Source organism: Amycolatopsis sp. NPDC104587, assembly GCF_055583645.1.
In genome coordinates this window covers 212,452-236,365 of sequence record NZ_JBVJNO010000003.1, presented here as the reverse complement: position 1 = coordinate 236,365, position 23,914 = coordinate 212,452, and the positions used below count along the sequence as shown (strand labels likewise).

Sequence of the window (23,914 nt, the reverse complement as noted above, 5' to 3'; positions counted from 1 at the left end):
CCGCGACCCGCGTCACGCCCGCACCACGGTCAGCTCCAGGCCGAGCAGGTCCGCCACCGCCGTCAGCTCGGCGACGCGGTGGCCGGTGCCCAGGGCCCAGTGGTGCGCGATGCCGCCGGCCGACCACGCGTCGGTCCACTCCCCCGGGTCACCGCCGAAGTCGACGCGCGAGGTCGTGTTGCCGATCCGCAGCAGCGGCCCGGGCACCACCGTGCCTTCCGACACGATGAGCGAGAACGTGCCGTCGCGCCCCTGCCCGAGCCCGCACAGCGTCACCGGCCCGGGCTTGACGTCGAACTCCACCGACACGCCCCAGCCGCGCTTGCCGTGGTAGACGCCGAGGCCGCGCAGCAGCGGCTTGCGCGCGCTGATGCCGAGGTGCGCCGGGCCGTCGTGGCCCATCTCGACGACGTTGTCGCGGAAGTTCAGCGCCTGCAGCTCGGTGAACGAGCCGCCCGCGCCGAGCCGGTCCATGACCAGCATCGCCAGCGACGTCCGCAGCTCGTACTCGCCGACCGCGGGGATGCCGCGCGCGGTGAGCAGGGACGCGCCGAGGATGAACCCGGCGCCGACCCGTTCGTGCGTCTCGCCGTCGAGGCCGCGGTGGTAGTAAGCCAGCGAGTCGAGCGAGAAGTCCTCGACGAGCCGGTCGAGCGCGACGGAAACCCGGGCGCCCCAGGTGAAGTCTTCGTCCACGACGGACTCGTCCACAGTGAACACATCGCGCGCGAGGTCCATGCGGTCCTTGGTCTCCGCGTCGGAGACCTGCTCGACGCGCACCCGCAGGTCGTCGACCTCCAGGACCTCGACGTGCCCGCCGAGCTGCGCCGACACGAGGGTCGGGTCGGTGGAGACGTCCATCATGCCCGGGTAGAGGTGCCCGAGCAGGCCGTGCCGGCCGTGCCGCAGCGCCGCCCGGACCCCCGCCGCCTTGATCCACCGCGCGATGCGGGTCCACGCACGTTCGTCCTCGAGGTACCCGGACACCGAGCGGAACTCGACACCGAGCCGGCGGAACGTGTTCGCCATCTCCGGCAGCGGGCAGGCCCCGCAGTAGGCCAGCCACGCGCCGGTGTCGAAGGACTCGTGGTCCATCACCTCGGTCGGCTGCAGGTTGAGCAGCAGCACCGGCGCGCCCGAGCGCTGCGCGACCGGCGCGAGCATGCTGGAGGTCAGGTACGTCGTGAGGAAGCCGATGATCAGGTCGCAGCCGGCGACCCGCAGCTTCTCGGCGGCGGCCGCGCCTTCGGAAGCATCCGAGACGAACCCGACGTCGACGACCTCGCAGTCCATGCCGGACAGCCGGGAAGCGACGCGCCGGGCCGACTCCTGCAGCTGAGGCAGCAGCTCGGGGAACTGCGGCCAGTACGCGCCGAGCCCGCCCGCGACGAGCCCGACGCGGGTCTTGCGCGGCGTGATGCGGTCGAGGGTCATCGGTCTCCTCCAGGGAGTTCAGCGCAGGAACGCGGCGGCCACTCCGGCGTCCACGGGGACGTGCAGGCCGGTGGTGTGGGTCAGGTCGCCGCCGGTGAGGGCGAACACGGCGGCCGCGACGTGCTCGGGCAGCACCTCGCGCTTGAGGATGGTGCGCTGGGCGTAGAACTCGCCGAGCTTCGCCTCCTCGACGCCGTACACCGCGGCGCGTTGCGCGCCCCAGCCGCCGGCGAAGATGCCGGAGCCCTGGACGACGCCGTCGGGGTTGACGCCGTTGACGCGGATGCCGTGGCCGCCCAGCTCGGCCGCCAGCAATCGGACCTGGTGGGCCTGGTCGGCCTTCGCGGCGCCGTAGGCGACGTTGTTCGGGCCCGCGAACACGGCGTTCTTCGACGAGATGTAGACGATGTCGCCGCCGATGCCCTGGTCGGCCATCGCCTTCGCCGCCGCCCGCGCGACCAGGAACGAGCCCTTGGCCATCACGTCGTGCTGGAGGTCCCAGTCCCGTTCGGTGGTCTCCAGCAGCGGCTTCGAGATGGAGAGCCCGGCGTTGTTGACCACGAGGTCGATGCCGCCGAAAGCGAGCACGGTGGCGTCGACCGCGGCCTGCACGGCGGCCGCGTCGGTGACGTCGGCGGTGACCGCGATCCCGCCGATCTCGGCGGCCACTTCGGAAGCCGCGTCGGCGTTCAGGTCCGCGATCGTCACGCACGCGCCCTCGGCGGCGAGCCGCCGGGCGATGGCCTTCCCGATGCCCGACCCGGCCCCGGTCACCAGCGCGATCCGCCCGGCCAGGGGCTTGGGCTTCGGCATCCGCTGCAGCTTGGCTTCTTCGAGCGCCCAGTACTCGATCCGGAACTTTTCGGACTCGGGAATGGGCGCGTAGGTCGAGACGGACTCCGCGCCCCGCATGACGTTGATCGCGTTGACGTAGAACTCGCCCGCCACCCGCGCGGTCTGCTTGTCCTTGCCGAACGAGAACATCCCGACCCCCGGCACCAGCACGATCGCCGGGTCGGCCCCGCGCATCGCGGGCGAGTCCGGAGTGGCGTGCCGGTCGTAGTAGGACCGGTATTCGTCGCGATATTCGCCGTGCAGCTCCTTCAGCCGCGCGACGACGTCCTCGAGGGGCGCCGAGCTGGGCAGGTCCACGACCAGCGGCCGCACCTTGGTGCGCAGGAAGTGGTCCGGGCACGACGTCCCGAGCGCGGCGAGCGGCGCGAGTTTCTCCCGGGCCAGGAACTCGAGGACGACGTCGCTGTCGGTGTAGTGCCCGACCTGCCGCTGGTCGGTCGAGGCCAGCCCGCGGATCACCGGCGCCAAGGCCGCCGCCCGCGCGTGCCGCTCCTCCGAGGCGAGGGCTTCGAAGCCGGGGACGACCGGGCCGAACGGCTCGGCGGACCCGCGGGCAGCCAGGAACTCCTCGGCGGTCCGGATGATGTCGAGCGAATTGCGCCGACACTCCTCGGAAGTCGCGCCCCACGCAGTGATGCCGTGGCCGCCGAGGATCACGCCGATGGCCTGCGGGTTGGCTTCCTTGACGGCGGCGATGTCCAGGCCCAGCTGGAACCCCGGGCGCCGCCAGTCGACCCACGCGACGCGGTCGCCGAAGCACTCCTTGGTCAGCGCCGCGCCGTCGGCCGCGGTGGCCAGCGCGATGCCGGAGTCCGGGTGCAGGTGGTCGACGTGCGGCGCTTCGACCAGGCCGTGCATCGCGGTGTCGATCGAGGGCGCCGCGCCGCCGCGGCCGTGCAGGCAGTAGTCGAACGCGGCGACCATCTCGTCCTCGCGCTCGACACCCGGGTAGACGTCGACGAGCGCGCGCAGCCGGTCCAGCCGCAGCACCGCCAGCCCGGACTCCTTCAGCGTCCCGAGGTCACCGCCGGACCCCTTGACCCACAGCAGCTCGGCCGGGGTGCCGGTGACCGGGTCGAGGGCGGTGCCCTTGGCCGAGGTGTTGCCGCCGGCGTAGTTCGTGTTCCGCGGGTCGGCGCCGAGCGCGTTGCTGCGCGCGACGAGCTCCTCGGGCACGGTCATCCTCATGCTCCCCATCCGGCCTGCGTGCCGCCGGCCCGCTCGGCCACGATCTTTTCCTGGTACCCGCTGCGGTGGTAGGCCGCGACCGGGTCCGGGTCGAGCCCGGCGTCGGTGCGCAGCTCGGCCAGCAGCGGCCGGACGTCGGTGTTGTAGGCGTCCATCAGCACGGCGTTCGCGGCCAGGACGTCACCGGCCTGCTGGGCCACGCGCAACGCGGGGCGGTCCACGAGCAGCGCCTTCGCCGTGGCCTCCTGGACGTTCATCACCGACCGGATGATCGCCGGGATCTTGGCCTCGATGTTGTGGCACTGGTCGAGCATGAACGCGATCCCGTAGGCCGGGTCGAGGGCTTCGCCGCGGACGATCTCGTACATGATCCGGAACAGCTGGAACGGGTCCGCCGCGCCGACCATCAGGTCGTCGTCGGCGTAGAAGCGCGAGTTGAAGTCGAACGCGCCGAGCTTCCCGGCGCGCAGCAGGAACGCCACGATGAACTCGATGTTCGTCCCCGGCGCGTGGTGGCCGGTGTCGATGCAGACCGTCGCCCGCTCCCCCAGCTCGATGCAGTGGGCGTAGGAGGTGCCCCAGTCCGGGACGTCGGTGGCGTAGAAGGCGGGTTCGAAGAGCTTGTACTCCAGCAGCATCCGCTGGTCCGGCCCGAGCCGGTCGTACGTCTCGCGCAGCGCCGCGGCCAGCCGGTCTTGCCGGTCGCGGATGTCGTCCTGGCCCGGGTAGTTGATCCCGTCGGAGAACCACAGCTTGAGGTCGCGCGAGCCGGTCGCGTCCATGATGGAGATCGCCTCGAGCAGGTGGTCGGTGGCCTTGCGCCGGATCCCGGCGTCCGGGTTGGTCACCGAGCCGAGCTTGTAGTCCTCGTCCTGGAACACGTTGGTGTTGATCGCGCCGATCTCCACCCCCTGGTCACGCGCGTAAGCCGTCAGGGCGCCGTAGTCGTCGACGCGGTCCCACGGGATGTGGAGCGCGACGCTCGGGGCGACCCCGGTGAAGCGGTGCACCGTGGCCGCGTCGGCGATCTTCTCTTCGGGGGTGCGGGGCACCCCGGGCTGCGGGAACACCTTGAAGCGCGTACCCGAGTTCGCGTACGCCCACGACGGTGTTTCGATGCGCTGGGCGCGCAGCGCCGCTTTGACATCCACAGGGATCACTGTCCTTCCCGGACGTCGAGGTGGAAGACCTCGTCGAGCAGCCGGACCCCTTCGTCCGGCCGGCCGCCGTCGAGGCCGGTGAAGAACTCCGCCATCTCCGCTTGCCAGCGGCGGTTGACCTCGGTGCGGTCCATCGCCGCCTGCGCGACGGCGAGGTCGTCGGCCTCGACGTAGCCGACCAGCAGGCCGTCGTCGCGCAGGAACAGCGAATAGTTGCGCCAGCCGGATTCGTGCAGGGCCTGGCGCATCTCGGGCCACACCGCCCGGTGCCGCTCGGCGTACTCGGCACGCCGGTCGGGCTTCACCTGGAGGCAGAAGCAGTAGCGTGGCATCAGAAGTTGAACTTGTCGATGTTGTTCGCGTCGAACGTCGTCGGCGGGCCGAGGACGATCTCACCGCTCGCGCCGATCGTGTAGTCACCGAGCTTGCCGGCCTTGAACTTCTCGCCTTCCTTGCCGGTGATCTGGCCCGACGACAGCGCGACACCCGCGTAGGCGGCGAGGTAGCCGATGTCGGCCGGGTTCCACAGCGCGAACTGCTTCACGGTGCCGTCCTTGACGAACGCGCGCATCTGGTTCGGCGTGCCGAGCCCGGTCACCGCGACCTTGCCCTTGTAGCTCGACGAGCTGACGTAACGCGCGGCGGCCGCGATGCCCACGGTGGTCGGCGAGACGATCACCTTGAGGTTCGGGAACGACTGCAGCAGGCCCTGGGCCTCCTGGAACGACTTCTGGTCGTCGTCGTTGCCGTAGGCGACCTTGTCCAGCTTCAGGCCCGAGTACTCCGGCTTGGCCAGCTCCTTTTTGAGGACGTCGATCCAGGCGTTCTGGTTGGTGGCGTTCGGCGTCGCGGACAGGACCGCGATCTCGCCGGAGCCGCCGGAGAGGTCCTTGGCCTGCTTGGCCAGCGCCTCGCCGATGCCCTGGGTGGTGGCCTGGTTGATGAAGACGTCGCGGCAGTCCTTGGCGGCGTCGGAGTCGAAGGCGACGACCTTCATGCCGGCGCTGCGGGCCTGGTTGAGCGACGGGCACACGGCGTTCGGGTCGTTCGCGGCGATGCCGATCACGTCCTGCTGCTGCTGGATCAGCGTGTTGATGTAGCTGACCTGCGAGGACGCGCTCGCGTCGTTCGGCCCGACCAGCTTGTACTCGCCCTTCAGCTCGCCCAGCGCCGCCTTGCCGCCGCTGACCTCGATGTCGCTGTAGGGGTTGTTGAGCTGCTTGGGCAGGAACGCCATCTTGACGCCCTCCTTGGCCGCGGCGTTCGGGTTCGCCGCCGCGGTGGACTGCTGGGCGCCGGAGCCGGCACTGTCGTTCTTGGTCGTGCCGCCGCAGGCGGCCAGCACGAGCACCAGCCCGGCCGACACTGCGCCGGTGAGGAACCGTCGGGACATCTTCGTCACCTTTCTGGGGATACCGCGCTGGGTGCTGTGGCCCGGTGCCGCCGCCGGAGCGCCGTACGGGCCGAAGACACGATGTTGGGGAGCAGGACCGACACGATCAGCAGCACGCCGGTCACGATGTTGAGGGCTTCGTTCGACACGTCCTGCAGGCGCAGCGCGTTCTGCAGGGACGACAGCAGGACCACCCCGGCGAGCACACCGGGCAGCGTGCCCTTGCCGCCGAAGATGGACACGCCGCCGAGGAGCACAGCGGCCACGACGGCCAGTTCGAGGCCGAAGCCGTTGTCGGCGCGGGCACTGGAGTAGCGCAGCGTCCACAGCACCCCGGCGACCCCGGCGACCGCGCCGCTCACGACGTAGAGCCAGAACTTCAGCCGCCCGGTGCGGATCCCGGCGAACCGCGCCGCCTGTTCCCCGGCACCGGCCGCGAAGACTCTGCGCCCGACCGGCGTCGCGTGCAGCACAACTCCGAACACGAGCGCGACGACGACCAGCGGGACCAGGACGTTCGGGATCGGGCCGTCGCCGATCGTGCCGGTGACCCAGCTCGTGTAGGCCCGCGGGAAGTCGGCGACCGCGCCGTCGCCGAGCACGACGAAAGCCAGGCCGCGGTACAGCGCGAGCGTGCCGATCGTGACCGCCAGGGCCGGCAGTTTCAGCACGGTGACGAAGAAGCCGTTCACCGCGCCGAGGACCGCGCCCAGCACGACGCAGAGCGGGATGATCGTCTCGATCGACAGGCCCGCGTCCCACAGCGACCCCATCACCGCGGACGTCAGCCCGAGCGTGCTCGCCACCGAGAGGTCGATCTCGCCGGTGACGATGATGAACGTCATCGGCAACGCGATCAGCGCGATCGGCAGCAGGTCGAGCAGCAGGAAGGTGAAGTTGCGGCTGGTGCCGAAGTTGTCGACGGCGCCGGAGGCGATGACCAGCACGATCACCGTGACGAGCACGACGGCGGCGTCCCAGCTGAGCAGCCGGCCGAGCCGGTTCCCGGAGTCAGACATGGGAATCCCTCTTCTTCAGTGCCTTGGCCACCCGCACGGCGACCAGCCGGTCGGCGCCGATGGCGAGCAGGATCAGCGCGCCGACGATCGCCTGCTGCCAGAACTGGTTGATGTCGAGCACGGCCAGGGCGCTGCCGATGACCGTGAGCAGCAGCGCGCCAAGGCCCGCGCCCCAGACCGAGCCGCTGCCGCCGAACACCGCGACACCGCCGACGACGGCCGCGGCGACGACGTTCAGCTCGTAGCCGGTGCCGGCCGCCGCGTCCACCGTGCCGAACCGCGCCGCGAACAGGACCCCGGCGAGGCCGGCGAGCGCGCCGCTGACCAGGAACGCGGCGCTGGTGTTGCGGCCGACCTTGATGCCGGCCAGCTTCGCGGCCTGCGGGCTGGAGCCCATCGCGTAGAGCTCGCGGCCGGCGCGGTAGCTGCGCAGCACGATCCCGGCGATCACCAGCACGACCACGGCGATCAGCACCAGCCACGGGATCCCGAGGACCGACGCCGTGCCGAAGTCCAGGAAGGACGCCGGCAGCTTGTCGGCGTTGATCTGCTGGCCGCCGGCCCAGAAGAAGCTGACCCCGCGGTAGGCGTAGAGCGTGCCGAGCGTGACGACCAGCGCGGGCACCTGGCCGAACCGGACGAGCACGCCGTTGAGCAGCCCGCAGACCGCGCCGACGACAAGGCCGGCGAGCAGCGCGACGACCACCGGGAGACCGGGGTTGTCGCGCATCAGCGAGCCCACGGCGAACGCCGAGAGGCCGAGCACGGATCCGACCGACAGGTCGATGTTGCGGGTGATGATCACGACCGCCTGCCCGACGGCCAGCACCGCGAGGATCGCCGTGCCGAGCAGGATGTCGCGGATGCTCTGCCCGGACAGGAACCGGGAGTTCTGCGTCGCGGTGAACACGACGAGGACGACCAGCGCCAGCACGATGCCGGATTCGCGGGCCTTGAAGACGTTCGCCGTCCATGACCGTCGCGAGTGGACGGTCGTGGCCCCGGCGGGCGGGGCTTCCCTGGTCACGGTCATGCGGCGGCTCCCTGCCCCATCGCGGCGAACATGACGGTGTCCTCGGTGGCCTCGGCGCGCGGGAGCTCGGCGACGATCCGGCCCTCGCGCATCACCAGGACGCGGTCGGCCATGCCGAGCACCTCGGGCAGCTCCGAGGAGACCATGACGATCGCGACGCCTTCGGCCGCCAGCGCCGACATCAGCCGGTGCACCTCGGCCTTCGTGCCGACGTCGATGCCGCGGGTCGGCTCGTCGACGATCAGCACTTTGGGCGCCATCGCCAGCCACTTGGCCAGCACGACCTTCTGCTGGTTGCCGCCCGAGAGCGTGCCGACGGGGTCGGTGAGGCGGCGGTACTTGGTGCGCAGCCGCTCGGTCCAGTGCGCGGCTTCCTGCCGTTCGCTCCCGCCGCCCAGGAACCCGAGCTTCGCCAGCGCGCCGGAGCGCGGCAGCGTCACGTTCCGCTCGATCGAGAGGTCCATGATCAGGCCCTGCTGGCGCCGGTCCTCCGGGACCAGCGCCATGCCGGCGGACATCGCCGCGCGGGACGAGTGCGGCTTCAGTTTCTTCCCACCGACCCGCACGACACCCGCGTCGCGCTCGTCGACCCCGAAGACGGCCTGGACGACCTCCGAGCGTCCCGACCCGACCAGGCCGGCGAACGCGACGATCTCCCCGGCCCGCACCGAGAAGGAGATGTCGCGGAAGACACCTTCCCGGGCCAGGCCTTCGACTTCGAGGACCACCGCGCCGGGTTCGACGTCCTGCTTGGGGAACAGCGCGTCCAGGTCGCGCCCGACCATGCGCTTGACCATCTCGTCGACCGTGACGTCGTCGAGCAGGTCCGTCGAGACGTGCTTGCCGTCGCGCATGATCGTCACGCGCTGGCACAGCTCGGTGATCTCCTCGAACCGGTGCGAGATGAACATGATCGCCGCGCCTTCCTCGCGCAGCGTCCTCGCGACGGTGAAGAGCCGTTCGACCTCGACGCGGCTGAGCGCGGCGGTCGGCTCGTCCATCACCAGCACGCGGGCGTCGGCGCTGAGCGCCTTGGCGATCTCGACGATCTGCTGGTCGGCGATCGACAGCCCGCGCGCCGGGCGGGCCGGGTCGATCCGGACGCCGAGCCGGGTGAAGAGCCGGTCGGCCTCGGCGCGGATCGCCGTCCGGTCGATGCGGCCGAGACTCTTGCGCGGGTGGCGGCCCATCACGATGTTCTCGGCGACCGAAAGGTCCGGGAACAGGGTGGGTTCCTGGTAGATGACCGCGATGCCGGCGGCCTTCGCGTCGGCCGGGGAGCCGAACTCGACCGGCCGCCCGGCCAGCAGCAGCGTGCCGTCGTCGGGTTTGTGCACCCCGGCGAGCATCTTCACGATCGTGGACTTGCCGGCGCCGTTTTCGCCGACGAGCGCGTGGGCCTCTCCGGCGTGCAGCCCGAAGCTCACCCCGGCGACGGCCGCGACCGCGCCGAACGACTTCGTCACGCCGCGCACCTCCAGCAGAGGGGCCCGGCCCGGGTCCTGCCGCGTCATCGCGACCTCCGGATTGAAAGGTTTCACAAACCTGGCGCGGTGACGCTACTATGCGGTTGAAGAGCAAGTCAATGCATCGGCCGAACCGTGGCCAAACGGCTTCGAAGGCTTGCCGTGCGTGGCGATGTTACGTTTCAACAGTGCTGGCCGAAGGGGGTCCCGATGACGGTCCAGGAGTCCGGCGCCGAGCCGAGAGCGGCGGGCATGAAGGACGTCGCCGCGGCCGCCGGGGTCTCCCTCGGCACGGTGTCCAACGTGCTCAACCGCCCGGACCGCGTCAGCCCGGCCACCCGCGCGAAGGTCGAGGCCGCGATGGCGGAGCTCCGGTTCGTGCGCAACGAGTCCGCGCGGCAGCTGCGGGCCGGGCGCAGCCGGGTGCTGGCCTACGTGATGCTCGACGGCAGCAACCCGTTCTTCACCGACGTCGCCGCCGGCATGGAGGACGCGGCCGACGAGGGTGACCTCTCGCTGTTCCTCTGCAACAGCGCGCACCAGCCGTCGCGCGAAGAGGCCTACCTCGACCGGCTCGAACAGCAGCGGGTCCAGGGCATCCTCATCACGCCGGTCGACCCGGACGCGCCGCTGCTGCGCGAGATCGCCCGCCGCGGCACGCCGGTGGTGGTCGTCGACCGCACCCCCGAAGGCACTTCGCACTGCTCGGTCGCCGTCGACGACGTCTACGGCGGCGAGATCGCCGTGCGGCACCTGGTCGAACAGGGCCACGACCGGATCGCGTTCATCGGCAACCACACGACGGTCGGCCAGGTCCGCGACCGGCGGCTCGGCGCATTGCGCGCGCTCCGCGCGGCCGGTCTCGGTCCCGACCACCTCGTCGACCTCACGACGACGGCGCTGACGGTGGCCGACGGCCGGGGCGCCGGCGAGCGCCTGGCCGGGCTGCCCGCGTCGATCCGGCCGACCGCGGCGTTCTGCGCCAACGACCTGGTCGCTCTCGGCCTGCTCCAGACGTGCGCGAACCTGCGCATGCGCGTCCCGGAGGACCTGGCGATCGTGGGGTACGACGACATCGAGTTCGCCGCGGCGGCCGCGGTCCCCCTCACCTCGGTCCGCCAGCCCCGCCGCCGCCTCGGCCACACGGCGGCGGAGCTGCTGCTGGCCGAAACCACCGAAACCGGGCACGAGCACCGGCAGGTCGTCTTCACGCCGGAGCTGGTGGTGCGCACCTCGACCCTCCGCTGAGCAACCCGCCGATCGGCTGTGACGTCTTAAAGGCCACAAGCGATGCAAGGGTGGGACGAACGGGCGCTCGCCGGAGCACGGAGGTCGTTGATGGCCGACTCGGAACCGCGGCTGTCGCGGCGCGGGTTCCTCGCCGCGGGCGGGGCCGCGCTGCTCGGCGCGGCCGTGGTCGGCTCGACCGCCGCCGGGTCGGCCGGGCTCGCCGGGCCCGATCCGGATGCCGTGCGGCTGGGCGATTTCTGGCTGTTCGGGCGGTACGCCGACGGCTGCGCCGACCTCGGGTTCGACGAAACCGACCTGAGCCCGGTCCAGCTGCCCCACTGCGTGACGCCGCTTTCCTGGACCGGCTGGCAGCCGTCGTCGTGGCAGGACCGGTGGATCTACCGCAAGCACTTCACGGTGACCCCGGCGATGACGGCCGAACGGGTCCGGGCCCGCTTCGAAGGGGTCATGACCACCGCGGCGGTGCACCTCAACGGCACGCTCGTCGCCACCCACGAGGGCGGCTACCTCCCGTTCGAGGTCGAGCTGCCGCAGGTGACGGCGGGCGACAACGTCCTCGCCGTGGTCGTCGACGGGCGCTGGCAGCTCGACGTCCCGCCGAACCTGCCCAGCGCCGCGGGCCCGTCGGTCATCGACTTCTACCAGCCGGCCGGGATCTACCGCCCGGCCTCGATCGGCACCGTGCCCCGCACCCGCCTGTCCGACGTCTTCGCCCGCCCGGTCGACGCCCTCTCCCCCGCCCGCTCGCTGCACCTCAAGTGCGAGCTCGACACGACCGTCGCGCGCACCGAACCCGTGCGGGTCACGGCCTCGGTGCGGCAGGCGGGCCGGGAGCTGGCCCAGGGCTGGGCCGACGTCGCGCCGATGCCGATCGGCGTCACCACCGTCGAGTTCGACGTCCACGGCCTCGACGCCGTCCGGCTCTGGGACGTCGACGACCCGGCGCTGTGCGACGTCGTGGTCGACGTCCGGTCCGGACCGCGGTCGCTCGACCAGCGGGTCGTCCGGATCGGATTCCGCGAAGCGAAGTTCACTCCGGACGGCTTCTTCCTCAACGGTCGGCGGCTCAAGCTGTTCGGGCTCAACCGCCACCAGTGGTACCCGTTCGCCGGCGGCGCGCTGCCGGACCGCGTCCAGCGCCGCGACGCCGAGATCCTGCGCCGTGAGCTGAACTGCACGATGGTCCGCTGCTCGCACTACCCGCAGTCGAGCGCGTTCCTCGACGCCTGCGACGAGCTGGGCCTGCTCGTCTGGGAAGAGATCCCCGGCTGGGGCCGGATCGGCGACGCCGCCTGGCAGCAGCAGAACTTCCGCGACGTCTCGGGCATGATCACCCGCGACCGCAACCACCCGAGCGTCATCGTCTGGGGCACGCGGGTCAACGAGGCCAACGGCACCACCGCGATGTACGGGCGGACCGGGCGGCTCGCGCGGCAGCTCGACCCGTCGCGGCCGACGAGCGGCGCGCTGGCCAGCAGCACGGGCGCGCGGTTCGCCGGCTCCGACGTCGAGGTCCTGGCCTACAACGACTACACCGCGCGCCGCGGGGCGCCGTTCCAGCTGCGCGCGCCGCGGCCGGGGGTGCCCTACCTGGTGACCGAGACGATCGGCACGATCGCCGGGTCCCGCTCCTACCGCCGGACCGACCCGGCGGCGACCCAGCACCAGCAGGCGGAGCTGCACGCCAAGGCCCACGACCTGGCCGCCGCCGACGACCGGTACTGCGGGCTGCTCGCCTGGTGCGCGTTCGACTACCCGTCGGGCTGGCAGCGGTCGGTCGGCGGGTCGAAGTTTGCCGGGGTGGCGGACTTCTTCCGGATCCCGAAGCCGGCGGCGGCCTTCTACGCGTCGCAGGGCGACCCGCGGGTCCGGGCGGTCGTCGAGCCCGGCTTCGCCTGGGACTTCACGGCCCAGCCGGGTGGTCCCGGGCCGGGCGCGACGATCTGGTCGAACTGCGACCGGCTGCTGCTGTTCCTGGACGACCGTCCGGTGGGCGCGGCGCGCAGCCGTCGCGCGGACTTCCCGCACCTGCGTCATCCGCCGTTCGCCGTCGACCTGGTGGTGCCGCGCGGAGGCCGTCCGCAGCTGCGCGTCGAGGGCTACGTCGGTGACCGGCTGGTCGTTTCGCGGCGCTTCAGCGGCGACCGGAGCCGGGACGTGCTCAGCTGCGTCGCGGACGACAAGGAGCTGCGCGCGGACGGCAGTGACGCCACGCGCGTCGTGATCGCGGCGCTGGACCGGTTCGGCACCCTGCGGGCGGGGACGACCGGTTCGGTGACGGTGAGCGTGAGCGGGCCGGGCGAGCTGGTCGGGGATCCGGTGCTGGACTTCGGCGCGACCGGCGGCGCGGCGGCCGTCTGGCTGCGGCCCGTGGCGGGGTCACCGGGGACGGTGACCGTCGTCGCCGAGCACACCACGCTGGGCGTCGCCACGGCGAAGGTGACCACCAGCGCGCCGGACGGGGCGAGATCGTGAGGTCAGCCCTCGCCGCCGAGCACCCCGGCGAGCACCGCCGCCTGGCTGATCGGGGGCGACCCGCTCGCCGTCAGCAGCGTCACCGGCCCGTCGCCGGCCAGCTCGCGCAGCCGCTCGAGCGCCGCCACCCGGTCCGGTTCCCGCAGCTCGGCCCGGTAGCGCTCGGCGAACTCCGCGAACCGGTCCGGGTCGTGGCCGTACCAGGTGCGCAGGGCGTCGGACGGGGCCAGGGTCCGGTACCAGCCGTCGAGGACCACCGCCGTCCGGGCGGTGCCACGCGGCCAGACCCGCTCGACGAGCACGCGGACGCCGTCGGCGGGCCCGGCCGGGTCGGCCAGGCGCGCCACCCGGACGAGCGTCGGCTGCATGCGCGCATTCTGCGATGCGCCCGCGCGCCGCGCCACCCGGAGAGGACACCCTCGTGCGCAACCGCGTGACGCCGGCCGGCGACGTCGTCGACATCCCGCTGCGGGGCGCGTGGACCGGCAACCGCGGGGTGTTGCACGAGGGCCACGAGATCGTCCGCTTCCACGCCGGCGACCTGTGGATCACCTGCGCGCTCGAGTTCCGCGGCCGGTGGCGCGAGCAGTGGCTGCCCAACCGCTACACGCACCTGTACTTCCACGACGAGGCCGTCTCGTTCGCCGCCGGGCACCGGCCCTGCGGCGAGTGCCGCCGCCCCGCGTACAACGCCTACCGCGACGCGTGGCCGGGCGGGCCGTCGGCCACCGCCATGAACCGGCGGCTGCACGGCGAGCGCCTGTACCCCGGCACCCACCGCCGCCGGCTGCACGAGGTGCGCTGGGCCGACCTGCCGGACGGCGCGTTCGTCCGGCGTGGTGAGCACCCGGAGCTCGTGGTGGACGGGCACCTCACGGAGTGGACGACCGCGGGGTACGGCACCCGGCGGAAGCTGCCCGGCGCAGGAACTGCCCCCGTGCTGACCCCGCCCGCCACACTGGCCGTCCTGCGGGCGGGTTACCCCGTCCAGATCGACCCGGCCGCGCGCTGAGCACGGCAAAGGGCCACCACGGCGACCGGGGGCGTGGTCGCCGAGGTGGCCCTACCCCCAGCCTGGGACATCTCGCGGTGTCCTCCAGCACGCCGAGGATCGCGGACCGGGCTTGCAGTACGCTTGCACGCCGACGAGGGAGAGGTGACCGGGTGGAGTTCCGCGTCCTCGGCGCCGTCGAGGCGACGGCGGACGGCGCCCCGGTCGACCTCGGGTCCCGCAAGCAGCGGCTGGTGCTCGCCGTCCTGCTCCTCGAAGCCGGCCGGCCGGTCTCGCTCGAGCGGCTCGTGGACCTGCTCTGGCCCACGGCTCCCCCGGCGAGCGCGCGCAACACCGTCCAGGCGCTGGTCTCCCGGCTGCGTGCGGTGTTCCGGGCCGCGGACGGCCCCGAATTGGCCACCGAAGGCCCCGGGTACGTCCTGCGCGCCGACCCCGGCAGCGTCGACGCCCACCGGTTCACCGCCCTCGTCCAGCGGGCCCGAACGGCCGGCGACGAGACGGCCGTCGCGCTGCTCGAAGAGGCGCTCGCGCTCTGGCGGGGTGACGCGCTGGCCGGGGCCGCGTCACCCGACGTCGCCGACCGGTTGCTGGCCGGGCTGCGCGAAGCCCGCTGGAGCGCGCTGGAAGACCGGCTCGACGCGCAGCTGCGGCTCGGCCGGGGCCGCGCGGTGCTCGCCGAGCTGACCACGCTGGTCGCCGCGCACCCGCTGCGGCAGCGCCCGGTCGGGCAGCTGATGCTCGCCCTGCACCGCGAAGGCCGCACTGACGCCGCCCTGGCCGCGTACCGCGAACTGCGCGTCCGGCTCGCCGAAGAGCTCGGCCTCGACCCGGCGCCGGAGCTGAGCCGGCTCGAAGCCGCGATCCTCGCCGCCGACCCGGCCCTGGACGGCGCCCCGGAGCCGGTCCGTCCCGCCCAGCTCCCCCACGACGTCGGCGGCTTCACCGGCCGCGCCGCCGAACTGGCGCGGCTCGACGAGCCGTCCGGCCCCGGCCCGGACATCCGGGTGCTGACCGGCACCGCCGGGGTCGGCAAGACCGCGCTCGCCGTCCGGTGGGCACACCGCGTCCGCGACCGCTTCCCCGACGGCCAGCTCTACCTCGACCTGCGCGGGTTCGACGCCGACCACGAGCCGCTGACCCCCGCTGTCGCCGCCGCCCAGCTGCTGCGTGCACTCGGCGCCGACCCGCGCGCGATCCCGCCGGACCCGGACGGGCGGACGGCGCTGTGGCGCTCGCTCCTGGCCGACCGGAAGGTCCTGGTGCTGCTCGACAACGCCCGCGACAGCGCCCAGGTGACGCCGCTGCTGCCGCCGTCGGGCACCGTGCTGGTCACCAGCCGCCAGCGGCTCGGCGACCTCATCGCCCGCGCCGGGGCCCGCGCGGTGGCGCTGGCCGTGCTGCCCGCCGAGGACTCCCGGCAGCTGCTGGAGACCGTGCTCGGTCCCGCCGCGGTAGCCGCCGAGCCGGCCGCGGCGGCCGAGCTCGCCCGGCTGTGCGGGCACCTCCCGCTCGCGCTGCGGCTGGCCGCCGCGAACCTCGGCGCGGGCGAGGTGTCCGGCATCGCGGAACTGGCCCGTGAGCTCGCCGGTGGCGACCCGCTGGCCGGGCTCAGCGTCGACGGCGCCGAGGAAAGCGCGGTGACCACGGCGTTCTCGGTGTCGTACCGGGCATTGCCCGTCGAGCACCGCCTGCTGTTCCGGCGGCTCGCGCTGGTGCCGGGCCAGACGTTCACCCCGCCGGTGGCCGCGGAGCTCGCCGACGTCACCGAGGGCCGGGCCGGGCAGCAGCTCAAAGCCCTCTCCGCGGCCAACCTCGTCGAACGGCACCTGCCCGGGCGCTACCGCTTCCACGACCTGCTGCGCAGCTACGCGGCCGGGCGCGTCGAGGCGGACGACCCGGCCGAGGGCCGCGACGCGGCGCTGCGCAGGCTGTTCGACCACTACCTCACGACGGCGGATGCGGCCGGGCGCCGGCTGATCCCGCACTTCCTGCGGCTCCCGCGGCCCGACGCGCCGAACCCGTTCGCGGGCACCGAGGACGCGCTCGCCTGGCTCGACACCGAGTGGCCGAACCTCGCCGCCGCGGTCGAGCACGCGGCGGCGCACGGCCCGCGGGAGCACGCCTGGCACCTGGCCGACGCGCTCCGGGCGTTCTTCCACCACCGCGGCCACCACACGGAGTGGATCGACACGGCGACCACCGCGCTCACCGCCGCGCAGGCCGCCGGAGCGCGGCAGGCGCAGGCCGCGATGCGGCTGTCGATCGCGCTCGCCGGGGTCAACAGCGGCCGCTACGCCGAGGCTCGCACGCACCTGAAGACGGTCCTGGACGACGGGCTGGCGGCGGACTGGCCGGCCGGGCGCGCGGCGGTGCTCAACAACCTGAGCGCGGTGCACCAGCGGCTCGGCGACCCGCGCGAGGCGATCGTGTGCGGCGCGGAGTCGTTGCGGCTGTGCGAAGAGCTCGCCATCCCGGGGGTCACGATGGCGCTGGCCAACCTCGGGTTCGCGTGCAACCAGGTCGGCGACCACGACGAAGCGCTGCGCCACTTCGGCCGCGCGCTGGAGATCGCCGAACACGACGGCGCGACGTTCAGCGTGGCCGTGCTGCTGGTCGACCTCGGGCACGTCCACCGTGACCTGGGCAGCCCCGTCGCCGCCGAGTTCTACGAGCGCGCGCTGACCGCCAACCGGGAGCTGGGTTACCAGTACGGCGAAGCGGCGGCGCTGTCCGGCCGCGCGGTCCTGGAGGCCCGCGCCGGCGACGGCACGCGGGCCCTCGCCGACGCGGCGGAAGCGGTGGAGCTGACCCGCCGCATCGGCGACCGCGGCACGGAGGCCTCGGCCCGCACGGCGTTCGGCGAGGTCTGCCTCCACCTCGGAGCCCCGGCGGCCGAGCACCTCACGGCGGCGCTCGACATCGCCCGGGAGACCAGCTTCACCTGGTGCGAGGCGGCGGCGCTGACGGGGTTGGCGGAGGCCGCACTGGCGGAAGGGGACGCCGATTTGGCCCGGACGCACGGCGAGGCGGCGGCGAAGCTGGCCGCCCAGGCCGGGTACCGGCCGCTGGAAGCCCGGGCTGCAGGCTTGCTGGCGAAACTCAGCGGCTGACCCCGATCGCCGACGCCAGCAGGAATCCCGGACCGCCGCCCCGCCGGCGAAGCTCAGCGGCTGACCCCGGACCCCGAGCGCGCCAGCCGGAAGCCGAGGTCCTCCACCCGGAACGTCGGATGGCTCTTGCGCCGGCACGACGCACGGCAGCCGCGCGGCGGGTCGAACCAGCCGCCGCCCCGGAACACGCGGTACGGCCCGTACACCGCCGGGTCGTAGCGGTCCCAGCACCACTCCCAGACGGTGCCGATCATGTCGTGCAGGCCCCAGGCGTTCGGCTCCTTCGCCCCCACCTCGTGCAGCTCACCGCCCGAGTTGCCGCGGTGCCAGGCGATCGAGTCCAGCTCGCCGTAGCGCACCCCGGTCGTCCCGGCGCGGCACGCGTGCTCCCACTCGGCCTCCGACGGCAGCCGGTAGCCGTCCGCCGTCCAGTCGCACTCGACGTCGAGGCCGTCCGGGTCGGACCCGAGCCGGTAGCACGGCGTCAAGCCCGCCTCGGCGGAGAACCGGTTGCAGAGCCCGACCGCGTCGAGCCAGGACGTCTCCGTCACCGGCATCCGCGTGCCGGGCACCAGCACCGGGAACGCGGCCAGGCGGAACGCGGCGACCGCGACCGGCCACTCGGTCCGCGTCCCCTCGTCGCGCAGGACGATCTCCCCCGCGGGCACCTCGACCCAGCTCGTCACGATCACCGAACCTAGCCGACAGCCCGCGCCCACGCTTGCGAGTTTCCGCGCCCCGGCCGAGACTGCGCTGCTGAGTCACAACTGCCGCCAGTTCGGCGTGCTCCCTGCTGCGCAACGAAAACTTCGACCGCATCGACCTGATCAGTCGGCGAAAGGGTTGCTACGGCGTCCGCGATGCCGGTCGACGAGCTGGACCGGCCGGTCGCGCCGGGGGTGGTCGGCGAGATCGTGCACCGCAGCCCGCACGCCACCCTCGGCTACTACCGCGACGAGGACACGACCGGCTACTTGTCCGTCGTGGACCGCAAGAAGGACGTGATCAAGGGGCGTCGCCGAAGTCGCCGTGTTCGGCATCGGCCATCCACACTGGATCGAAGCGGTGACCGCGGTCGTCGTCCCGCGTGACGGCGTTGTTCTCACCGAAACGCAGGTGGTCGACCACGCCAAGTCACACCTCGCCGGTTACCAATGTCCCAAGTACGCGGTGTTCGCGAATCGTCTTCCCGAGAATCCGAACGGGAAGATCGTCAAGCGCGCACTGCGGGAACGACACAAAGGACTCGCGACCGAGCGCTGAGCCACCGAAAACTCCTTGCGCGCCAGGGAAGACCGCGGATACCGTCGGCTCCCCACCACCGTTTTCCGAGGAACGCGGGACGTCCGTCCCACCAGGGCCGACCGGCCCGGAAACGAGTTGCCGAGAAGCCATGGCGCGCGGCGTCCGTCGGGTCTAGTAATGAGGCCGTTCCTCGTTCCCGAACCCCGAAAGGATCCACCCGTGTCCGTTTTCGTCGCCGTCGTGCTCGCCTTGGGCGCCGGGCTGCTGGTCGGCAGCCGTGTCCACAGCGCTCGCGAGGCCCGCTCCAACTACTCCGCCTACCGGGCCCGCACCGCCAAGGGGTTCGGGGAGATGATCCGGTCCGCCGTCTCCGCGCTCGTCGCCGTCGCCGGGGCCCTCGTCCTGCTCTTCATCCTGCTGAACGTGCTGCAGCAGGCCTGACGCGGAACCCGACTCATGGCGGGTTGTTGCCGCCCCGGCGGCAGCGCACGCTTTCCCCTGGCCCCGACGGACGGGGCCGGGAAAGGACGCCCCCCATGAGATCGAGGGTGCTTTCTGCTGCGCTCGGTGTGGCCGCGGGCCTGCTGGGCACGGTTGTCGTCGCCGCGCCAGCCCACGCCGCCGCGGCCTGCGGTGACCAGGTCGTCGGCAACGGCGGGTTCGAGAGCGGCACCACGCCGTGGACCCAGACCGCCGGCGTGATCTCCGCCGCCACCGCGGCGGAACCCGCGCACGGCGGGACGATGGACGCCTGGCTGGACGGCACCGGCGGCACGCACACCGACACCCTGTCCCAGCCGCTGACGCTGCCCGCCGGCTGCGCCTCGGCGACGTTGTCCTGGTGGTCGCACATCGACACCAAGGAGACGACCACCGGCACCGCCTACGACAAGCTGGTGGTGCAGGCGGGCACCGACACCCTCGCGAGCTACTCGAACCTCGACAAGAACACCGGGTACGTCCAGCGCACCGTCGACGTGTCGCGCTACCTCGGCCAGACCGTGACGCTGAAGATCACCGGCACCGAGGACTCGAGCCTGGCGACCAACTTCCTCCTCGACGACTTCTCCCTGACCACGACCGGGACGAGCAACCCGCAGTCGCCGGTCGTCACCTCGCCGGGCGCGCAGTCGAGCGCCGTCGGCCAGGCCGTGTCGCTGCAGGTCCAGGCCACCGACCCGCAGAGCGACGCGCTCACCTACAGCGCCACCGGCCTGCCCGCCGGGCTGGCGATCGGTGCGAGCACGGGCAAGATCACCGGCACGCCGGCCACCGCCGGGTCTTCCTCGGTGACCGTGACGGCGAAGGACCCGGCCGGCAACAGCGGCAGCGCCACTTTCGCCTGGACGATCACCGCGGCGCCCGCCGACTCGACACGCACGCCGATCAACCCGGCCTACACCGTCAACCTGACCTCGAACACCGCCGGCACGACGTGGACCGGGCACCAGTCCGTCAGCTTCACCAACGGGGCCGCGACCGCGCTGCCCGAGGTCTACCTGCGGCTGTGGGACAACTACCACGGCAGCTGCCCGTCGACGCCGATCACGGTCACCAACGTCACCGGCGGCACCGCGTCCGCGCTGAGCGTGAACTGCACGGCCATGAAGATCACGCTCCCGAGCCCGCTGGCGCAGGGCCAGTCCGCGACCATCGGGTTCGACCTGAGCATCGTCGTGCCCAGCGGCGCCGACCGGTTCGGCCACGACGGCGCGTACAACATGATCGGCAACGCGCTGCCGGTGCTCGCCGTCCGCGACGGCGCGGGCTGGCACCTCGACCCCTACACCAACAACGGCGAGTCGTTCTACACCGTGATCAGCGACTTCGACGTCACGCTGGTGCACCCGACGTCGCTGCTCACCCCGGCCACCGGCACGTCGACCGAGACGACCAGCGGCAGCACGACCACCACCCACGCGACCGCGGCGAAGGTGCGTGACTTCGCCTGGGCCGCCGGGCCGTTCGCGAAGATCACCACGACGTCCGGCAAGGGCGTGCGGGTGAACGTCTACTCGGTCAGCGGGATCTCCAGCAGCAGCGCCAACCAGATGCTGAGCCTGGCCGCCGACTCGATCGACGTCCACTCGGGCCGCTTCGGCGACTACCCGTACGGCGAGGTGGACGTGGTGCTGGACAACAACTTCTGGTTCGGCGGCATGGAGTACCCGGGCTTCGTGCTCGACCTCGTGTCCACCACCGCGCTGCCGCACGAGCTGGCGCACCAGTGGTTCTACGGGATCGTCGGCGACGACGAGTACAACTCGCCGTGGCTGGACGAGAGCTTCACCGACTACGCCACCGACCTCTACCGCGGGGTCACCGGCAGCGGCTGCGGCATCACCTGGCAGTCGAGCGCGGAGAAGCTGACCAACTCGATGGCGTACTGGGACGCGCATTCGTCCCGGTACTCGACGGTGGTCTACAACTACGGCAAGTGCACGCTGCACGACCTGCGGCGGCTGCTCGGCGACACGGCGATGGCGAACCTGCTGAAGTCGTACGCGCAGTCGCACTGGTACGGCGTCTCGACGACGGCCGAGTTCAAGGCCGCGGCGCAGGCGGCGGCCGGGTCGACCGACCTGACGTCGTTCTGGGCCACCCACCGCGTCGAGGGATAATCGGTTGGTTCCCCGTCCGTGCGTCCGGCACTGTGGGCGCATGGACGGGGAACGGCTCTTCTGCGACACGGCGCTGGCCGCGCGGATCGACCGAGCCGAGGCGCGGCTCACGGCCGAGAGCAGCGACGCCGCGCGGGTGCGGCGCGGGGACGCCCTGGGGTTCGCGCGGCCGTTCGCCGGCGGGGTCGCCAGCTTCGCCGAGGCGGACTCGCCGTTCAACAAGGTCATCGGGCTCGGCTTCGACGGCCCGCCGTCGGAGGCGGAGCTGGCCGAGGTCGAAGCCGCGTTCGCCGAGCTGAACGCACCGGTGCAGGTCGAGCTGAGCCCGCTGGCCGCCGCCGGGACCGGCGCGTTCTTCACCGAGCGCGGCTACCGGCTGGAGTCGTTCGAGAGCGTGCTCGGGCGGCGGCTCGGCGACACCGGCGAGCCCGGCGACGTCCGGCTGATCCGCGACGACGAGCTGGCGGCGTGGCTGGCGATGGTCGCCGACGCCACCGCGGTCGCCGACACCGAAGGCCTGCCCGCGCACGAGGACTTCCCGCGGGAGACGCTGATCCGGGCCCTGCGCGACATGTCCGGGGTGCGGCGCTACGTCGCGGAGCGGGACGGCGAGTTCGCCGGGGGCGCGAGTTTCCGCGTCACCGACGGGATCGCCCAGTTCACCGGCGCGGCCACCGCGCCCGCGCACCGCCGTCGCGGGGTGCAGAGCGCGCTGCTGCGGGCCCGGCTCACCGCGGCCACGGCGGCCGGGTGCGACATCGCCGTCGTCACGACCCAGCCGGGGTCCAAGTCGCAGCAGAACGTCCAGCGGCAGGGGTTCGACCTGCTCTACGCACGGGCGATCCTGGTGAAGGGCACCGCGGCGACCAGCTCCTCCGGGGCCGAGAGCCGCCAGGCCTCGTAGATCAGCTCGGCGACCTCGTCCGGCTCGACGCCGTCGAGGTAGACCACGACCCAGCCGAAGCCGCCCGCGGTGAACTGCACCTCGAAGACGTCGGGGCGTTCGGAGACCAGGGCGAGCTGTTCGGAGATCGTCTGCTTGAGGCCGAGGGTCCGCGTCCGCGGCCAGTAGTACCCGAACCGCTTGCCGCGCACGCTGAACGACGAGTAGTCGCGCGCCTCGGACCGGTCGACGTCCGCCAGCGCGCCGAGCACCCGTTCGAAGTCCTGCACCGGTTCACGGTAGCGCGCCGGTACCGTGCGGGTCATGGGTGAGGTGACCGAGACCGTGCCGGCCGACGGCCGGGCCGTCGTGGTCAAGCGCGGCGCCGGACCACGGGCGACGGCGGCTGAGGCGGCGGGCCTGCGCTGGCTGGCCGAGCCGGGCACCGTGCCGGTGCCCCGGGTGCACAGCGAGGACGACGACCGGCTCGTCCTCGACCGGATCCCGGCCGGCCGTCCGGACGCGGCGGCCGCGGACCGGTTCGGGCGCGGGCTGGCGCGCCTGCACGCGGCCGGGGCGCCGGCGTTCGGCGCCGCTCCCCCGGGCGGCCCGGCCGACGCGTGGATCGGCCTGGCGCCGATGGCGAACGTCCCGGGTGAGGACTGGCCTTCGTGGTACGCCACGCATCGGGTGCTGCCGTACGTGCGTCTGGCCGCCGACGACGGGACGCTCGAAGCCGCGCCGTTCGAGCGCGCCTGCGAGCGGATCAACGCCGTCGCGGGCCCGCCCGAGCCGCCCGCCCGGCTGCACGGCGACCTGTGGAACGGCAACGTCCTGTGGGACGGCACCGAGGCGTGGCTCATCGACCCGGCGGCCCACGGCGGGCACCGCGAGACGGACCTGGCGATGCTGCGCCTGTTCGGCTGCCCGCACCTGGACCGGATCGTGGCGGCCTACGACGAGACCGCACCACTCGCCGAGGGCTGGCGCGACCGGATCGGCCTGCACCAGCTGTTCCCGCTGCTGGTGCACACCGTCCTGTTCGGACAGTCCTATGCCGGGCAGGCGCTGGCCGCGGCGCGGTCGCTGGGTTAGCAGTGGCCCAGCATGGTCTCCAGCGCCGTCTTCTCCGGGACCGTGATCGTCAGCCCGTAGTTGCGCTTCACGTCGATCCAGTCGACCGCGTAGGTGCACCAGTACGACACCAGCGGCGGCTTCCACTGGTCCGGGGCCTTGTCGCTCTTCTGCTCGTTGAGGTTGTCCGTCACCGCGTGCAGCTGCGGGCGGACCAGGTCGTTCGCGAACTGCTCGCGGCGCTCCTGCGGCCAGGACTTGGCGCCGCTGACCCAGGCCTGCCCGAGCGGCACCATGTGGTCGATGTCCACATCGGACGCCTTCTGCCAGGTCTCGCCGTCGTACGGGCTCACCCAGGTGCCGGACTTCGGCGCGCAGTCGGTGTTCGTGGTGACGTTCTTGCCGTCGCGCTTGAGCACCTGTTCGCGCGTGTCGCAGGCACCCTCGACCTTGTCCCAGTGCGGGAACTTCTCGCGGCTGTAGCCGTCCATCGTGCCGCGGACGGCGACCTGGAGCGCGGCCAGCTCGGTCTTCGCCTGGGCCGGGGAGATCGGCGGGGCGGCGGCCGTCCCGGTGGGTTGCGCGTCGGACCCGGCGGCCAGGTCGTCGGTGAGCTTGCAGCCGGCCAGGGTGGCCCCGGTGAGCACGGCCAGCAGGACGACGGACAGCGCGCGCGGCATGGTGAACCCCTTTCA

22 protein-coding genes are annotated in these 23,914 nt (G+C 72.6%); 10 read left to right on the top strand and 12 right to left on the bottom strand.

Annotated features, from left to right (window positions below; translation table 11 throughout):
• Window positions 1-12: 12 nt before the first annotated feature.
• Genes ACZ61C_RS09190 through ACZ61C_RS09155 form a run of 8 tightly spaced genes read right to left on the bottom strand, consistent with a single transcriptional unit; the run spans window position 13 to window position 9,596 of the window.
• A complete protein-coding gene (locus ACZ61C_RS09190; protein WP_465304626.1) occupies window positions 13-1,434 on the bottom strand; it encodes an arabinose isomerase in 1,422 nt (473 codons plus the stop codon).
• An 18-nt stretch (window positions 1,435-1,452) separates the two neighbouring features.
• On the bottom strand, window positions 1,453-3,471 hold the full coding sequence (locus ACZ61C_RS09185; protein WP_465304624.1) for a bifunctional aldolase/short-chain dehydrogenase: 2,019 nt from the start codon (window positions 3,469-3,471) through the stop codon (window positions 1,453-1,455).
• A 2-nt stretch (window positions 3,472-3,473) separates the two neighbouring features.
• Window positions 3,474-4,637 carry an L-rhamnose isomerase gene (gene rhaI, locus ACZ61C_RS09180; RefSeq protein WP_465304622.1) on the bottom strand — a complete coding sequence of 388 codons (1,164 nt, stop codon included), beginning with the start codon at window positions 4,635-4,637 and terminating at the stop codon, window positions 3,474-3,476.
• The gene (locus ACZ61C_RS09175) at window positions 4,634-4,969 is read right to left on the bottom strand and encodes an L-rhamnose mutarotase (protein WP_465304620.1); all 336 of its coding nucleotides are present in this window, start codon (window positions 4,967-4,969) and stop codon (window positions 4,634-4,636) included. Before ACZ61C_RS09175 ends, rhaI begins: the two co-directional genes overlap by 4 nt.
• Window positions 4,969-6,030 (bottom strand): rhamnose ABC transporter substrate-binding protein, encoded by a 1,062-nt coding sequence (rhaS, locus tag ACZ61C_RS09170; protein WP_465304618.1) that lies wholly within the window; start codon window positions 6,028-6,030, stop codon window positions 4,969-4,971. The genes ACZ61C_RS09175 and rhaS overlap by 1 nt, the downstream gene beginning before the upstream one ends.
• 5 nt (window positions 6,031-6,035) lie before the next feature.
• A complete protein-coding gene (locus ACZ61C_RS09165; protein WP_465304616.1) occupies window positions 6,036-7,049 on the bottom strand; it encodes an ABC transporter permease in 1,014 nt (337 codons plus the stop codon).
• On the bottom strand, window positions 7,042-8,082 hold the full coding sequence (locus ACZ61C_RS09160; RefSeq protein WP_465304613.1) for an ABC transporter permease: 1,041 nt from the start codon (window positions 8,080-8,082) through the stop codon (window positions 7,042-7,044). The genes ACZ61C_RS09165 and ACZ61C_RS09160 overlap by 8 nt, the downstream gene beginning before the upstream one ends.
• Window positions 8,079-9,596 carry a sugar ABC transporter ATP-binding protein gene (locus tag ACZ61C_RS09155; RefSeq protein ID WP_465304611.1) on the bottom strand — a complete coding sequence of 506 codons (1,518 nt, stop codon included), beginning with the start codon at window positions 9,594-9,596 and terminating at the stop codon, window positions 8,079-8,081. Before ACZ61C_RS09155 ends, ACZ61C_RS09160 begins: the two co-directional genes overlap by 4 nt.
• Window positions 9,597-9,758: 162 nt before the next feature.
• Between ACZ61C_RS09155 and ACZ61C_RS09150 the strand changes: the two genes are divergently transcribed.
• Window positions 9,759-10,796, top strand: a complete 1,038-nt coding sequence (locus ACZ61C_RS09150; RefSeq protein WP_465304609.1) for a LacI family DNA-binding transcriptional regulator — start codon at window positions 9,759-9,761, stop codon at window positions 10,794-10,796.
• A 90-nt stretch (window positions 10,797-10,886) separates the two neighbouring features.
• On the top strand, window positions 10,887-13,274 hold the full coding sequence (locus tag ACZ61C_RS09145; protein WP_465304607.1) for a glycoside hydrolase family 2 protein: 2,388 nt from the start codon (window positions 10,887-10,889) through the stop codon (window positions 13,272-13,274).
• A 2-nt stretch (window positions 13,275-13,276) separates the two neighbouring features.
• On the opposite strand, the gene ACZ61C_RS09140 is transcribed toward ACZ61C_RS09145, so the two are convergent.
• Window positions 13,277-13,642: a DUF488 domain-containing protein gene (locus ACZ61C_RS09140; protein ID WP_465304605.1), complete on the bottom strand. Its 366-nt coding sequence runs from the start codon at window positions 13,640-13,642 to the stop codon at window positions 13,277-13,279.
• A gap of 53 nt (window positions 13,643-13,695) precedes the next feature.
• Here ACZ61C_RS09140 and ACZ61C_RS09135 point away from each other — a divergent pair, with 53 nt between their 5' ends.
• Complete coding sequence (locus ACZ61C_RS09135; protein WP_465304603.1) at window positions 13,696-14,286, top strand: hypothetical protein; 591 nt, start codon at window positions 13,696-13,698, stop codon at window positions 14,284-14,286.
• Window positions 14,287-14,438: 152 nt separating this feature from the next.
• Window positions 14,439-17,396 carry an AfsR/SARP family transcriptional regulator gene (locus ACZ61C_RS09130; protein WP_465304601.1) on the top strand — a complete coding sequence of 986 codons (2,958 nt, stop codon included), beginning with the start codon at window positions 14,439-14,441 and terminating at the stop codon, window positions 17,394-17,396.
• Window positions 17,397-17,449: 53 nt separating this feature from the next.
• Here ACZ61C_RS09130 and ACZ61C_RS09125 read toward each other — a convergent pair whose 3' ends face one another.
• A complete protein-coding gene (locus ACZ61C_RS09125) occupies window positions 17,450-18,085 on the bottom strand; it encodes a formylglycine-generating enzyme family protein (RefSeq protein ID WP_465305611.1) in 636 nt (211 codons plus the stop codon).
• A gap of 171 nt (window positions 18,086-18,256) precedes the next feature.
• Between ACZ61C_RS09125 and ACZ61C_RS09120 the strand changes: the two genes are divergently transcribed.
• From ACZ61C_RS09120 to ACZ61C_RS09100, 5 genes are all read left to right on the top strand, one after another.
• The gene (locus tag ACZ61C_RS09120; protein ID WP_465304599.1) at window positions 18,257-18,487 is read left to right on the top strand and encodes a hypothetical protein; all 231 of its coding nucleotides are present in this window, start codon (window positions 18,257-18,259) and stop codon (window positions 18,485-18,487) included.
• Window positions 18,426-18,659 (top strand): AMP-binding enzyme, encoded by a 234-nt coding sequence (locus tag ACZ61C_RS09115; RefSeq protein WP_465304597.1) that lies wholly within the window; start codon window positions 18,426-18,428, stop codon window positions 18,657-18,659. Before ACZ61C_RS09120 ends, ACZ61C_RS09115 begins: the two co-directional genes overlap by 62 nt.
• Window positions 18,660-18,860: 201 nt before the next feature.
• Window positions 18,861-19,082, top strand: a complete 222-nt coding sequence (locus tag ACZ61C_RS09110) for a hypothetical protein (RefSeq protein ID WP_465304595.1) — start codon at window positions 18,861-18,863, stop codon at window positions 19,080-19,082.
• A gap of 107 nt (window positions 19,083-19,189) precedes the next feature.
• Window positions 19,190-21,262: a putative Ig domain-containing protein gene (locus ACZ61C_RS09105; protein WP_465305609.1), complete on the top strand. Its 2,073-nt coding sequence runs from the start codon at window positions 19,190-19,192 to the stop codon at window positions 21,260-21,262.
• A gap of 40 nt (window positions 21,263-21,302) precedes the next feature.
• A complete protein-coding gene (locus ACZ61C_RS09100; RefSeq protein ID WP_465304593.1) occupies window positions 21,303-22,166 on the top strand; it encodes a GNAT family N-acetyltransferase in 864 nt (287 codons plus the stop codon).
• Here the strand turns inward: ACZ61C_RS09100 and ACZ61C_RS09095 are convergent.
• Window positions 22,091-22,471, bottom strand: coding sequence for an MmcQ/YjbR family DNA-binding protein (locus tag ACZ61C_RS09095; protein ID WP_465304591.1), 381 nt, complete (start codon window positions 22,469-22,471; stop codon window positions 22,091-22,093). The genes ACZ61C_RS09100 and ACZ61C_RS09095 overlap by 76 nt on opposite strands.
• Here ACZ61C_RS09095 and ACZ61C_RS09090 point away from each other — a divergent pair.
• Window positions 22,470-23,240, top strand: a complete 771-nt coding sequence (locus tag ACZ61C_RS09090; protein WP_465304589.1) for a fructosamine kinase family protein — start codon at window positions 22,470-22,472, stop codon at window positions 23,238-23,240. The two genes, ACZ61C_RS09095 and ACZ61C_RS09090, sit on opposite strands and share 2 nt — an antisense overlap.
• On the opposite strand, the gene ACZ61C_RS09085 is transcribed toward ACZ61C_RS09090, so the two are convergent.
• The gene (locus ACZ61C_RS09085; RefSeq protein WP_465304588.1) at window positions 23,237-23,899 is read right to left on the bottom strand and encodes a GmrSD restriction endonuclease domain-containing protein; all 663 of its coding nucleotides are present in this window, start codon (window positions 23,897-23,899) and stop codon (window positions 23,237-23,239) included. The two genes, ACZ61C_RS09090 and ACZ61C_RS09085, sit on opposite strands and share 4 nt — an antisense overlap.
• Between the last annotated feature and the right edge of the window lie 15 nt (window positions 23,900-23,914).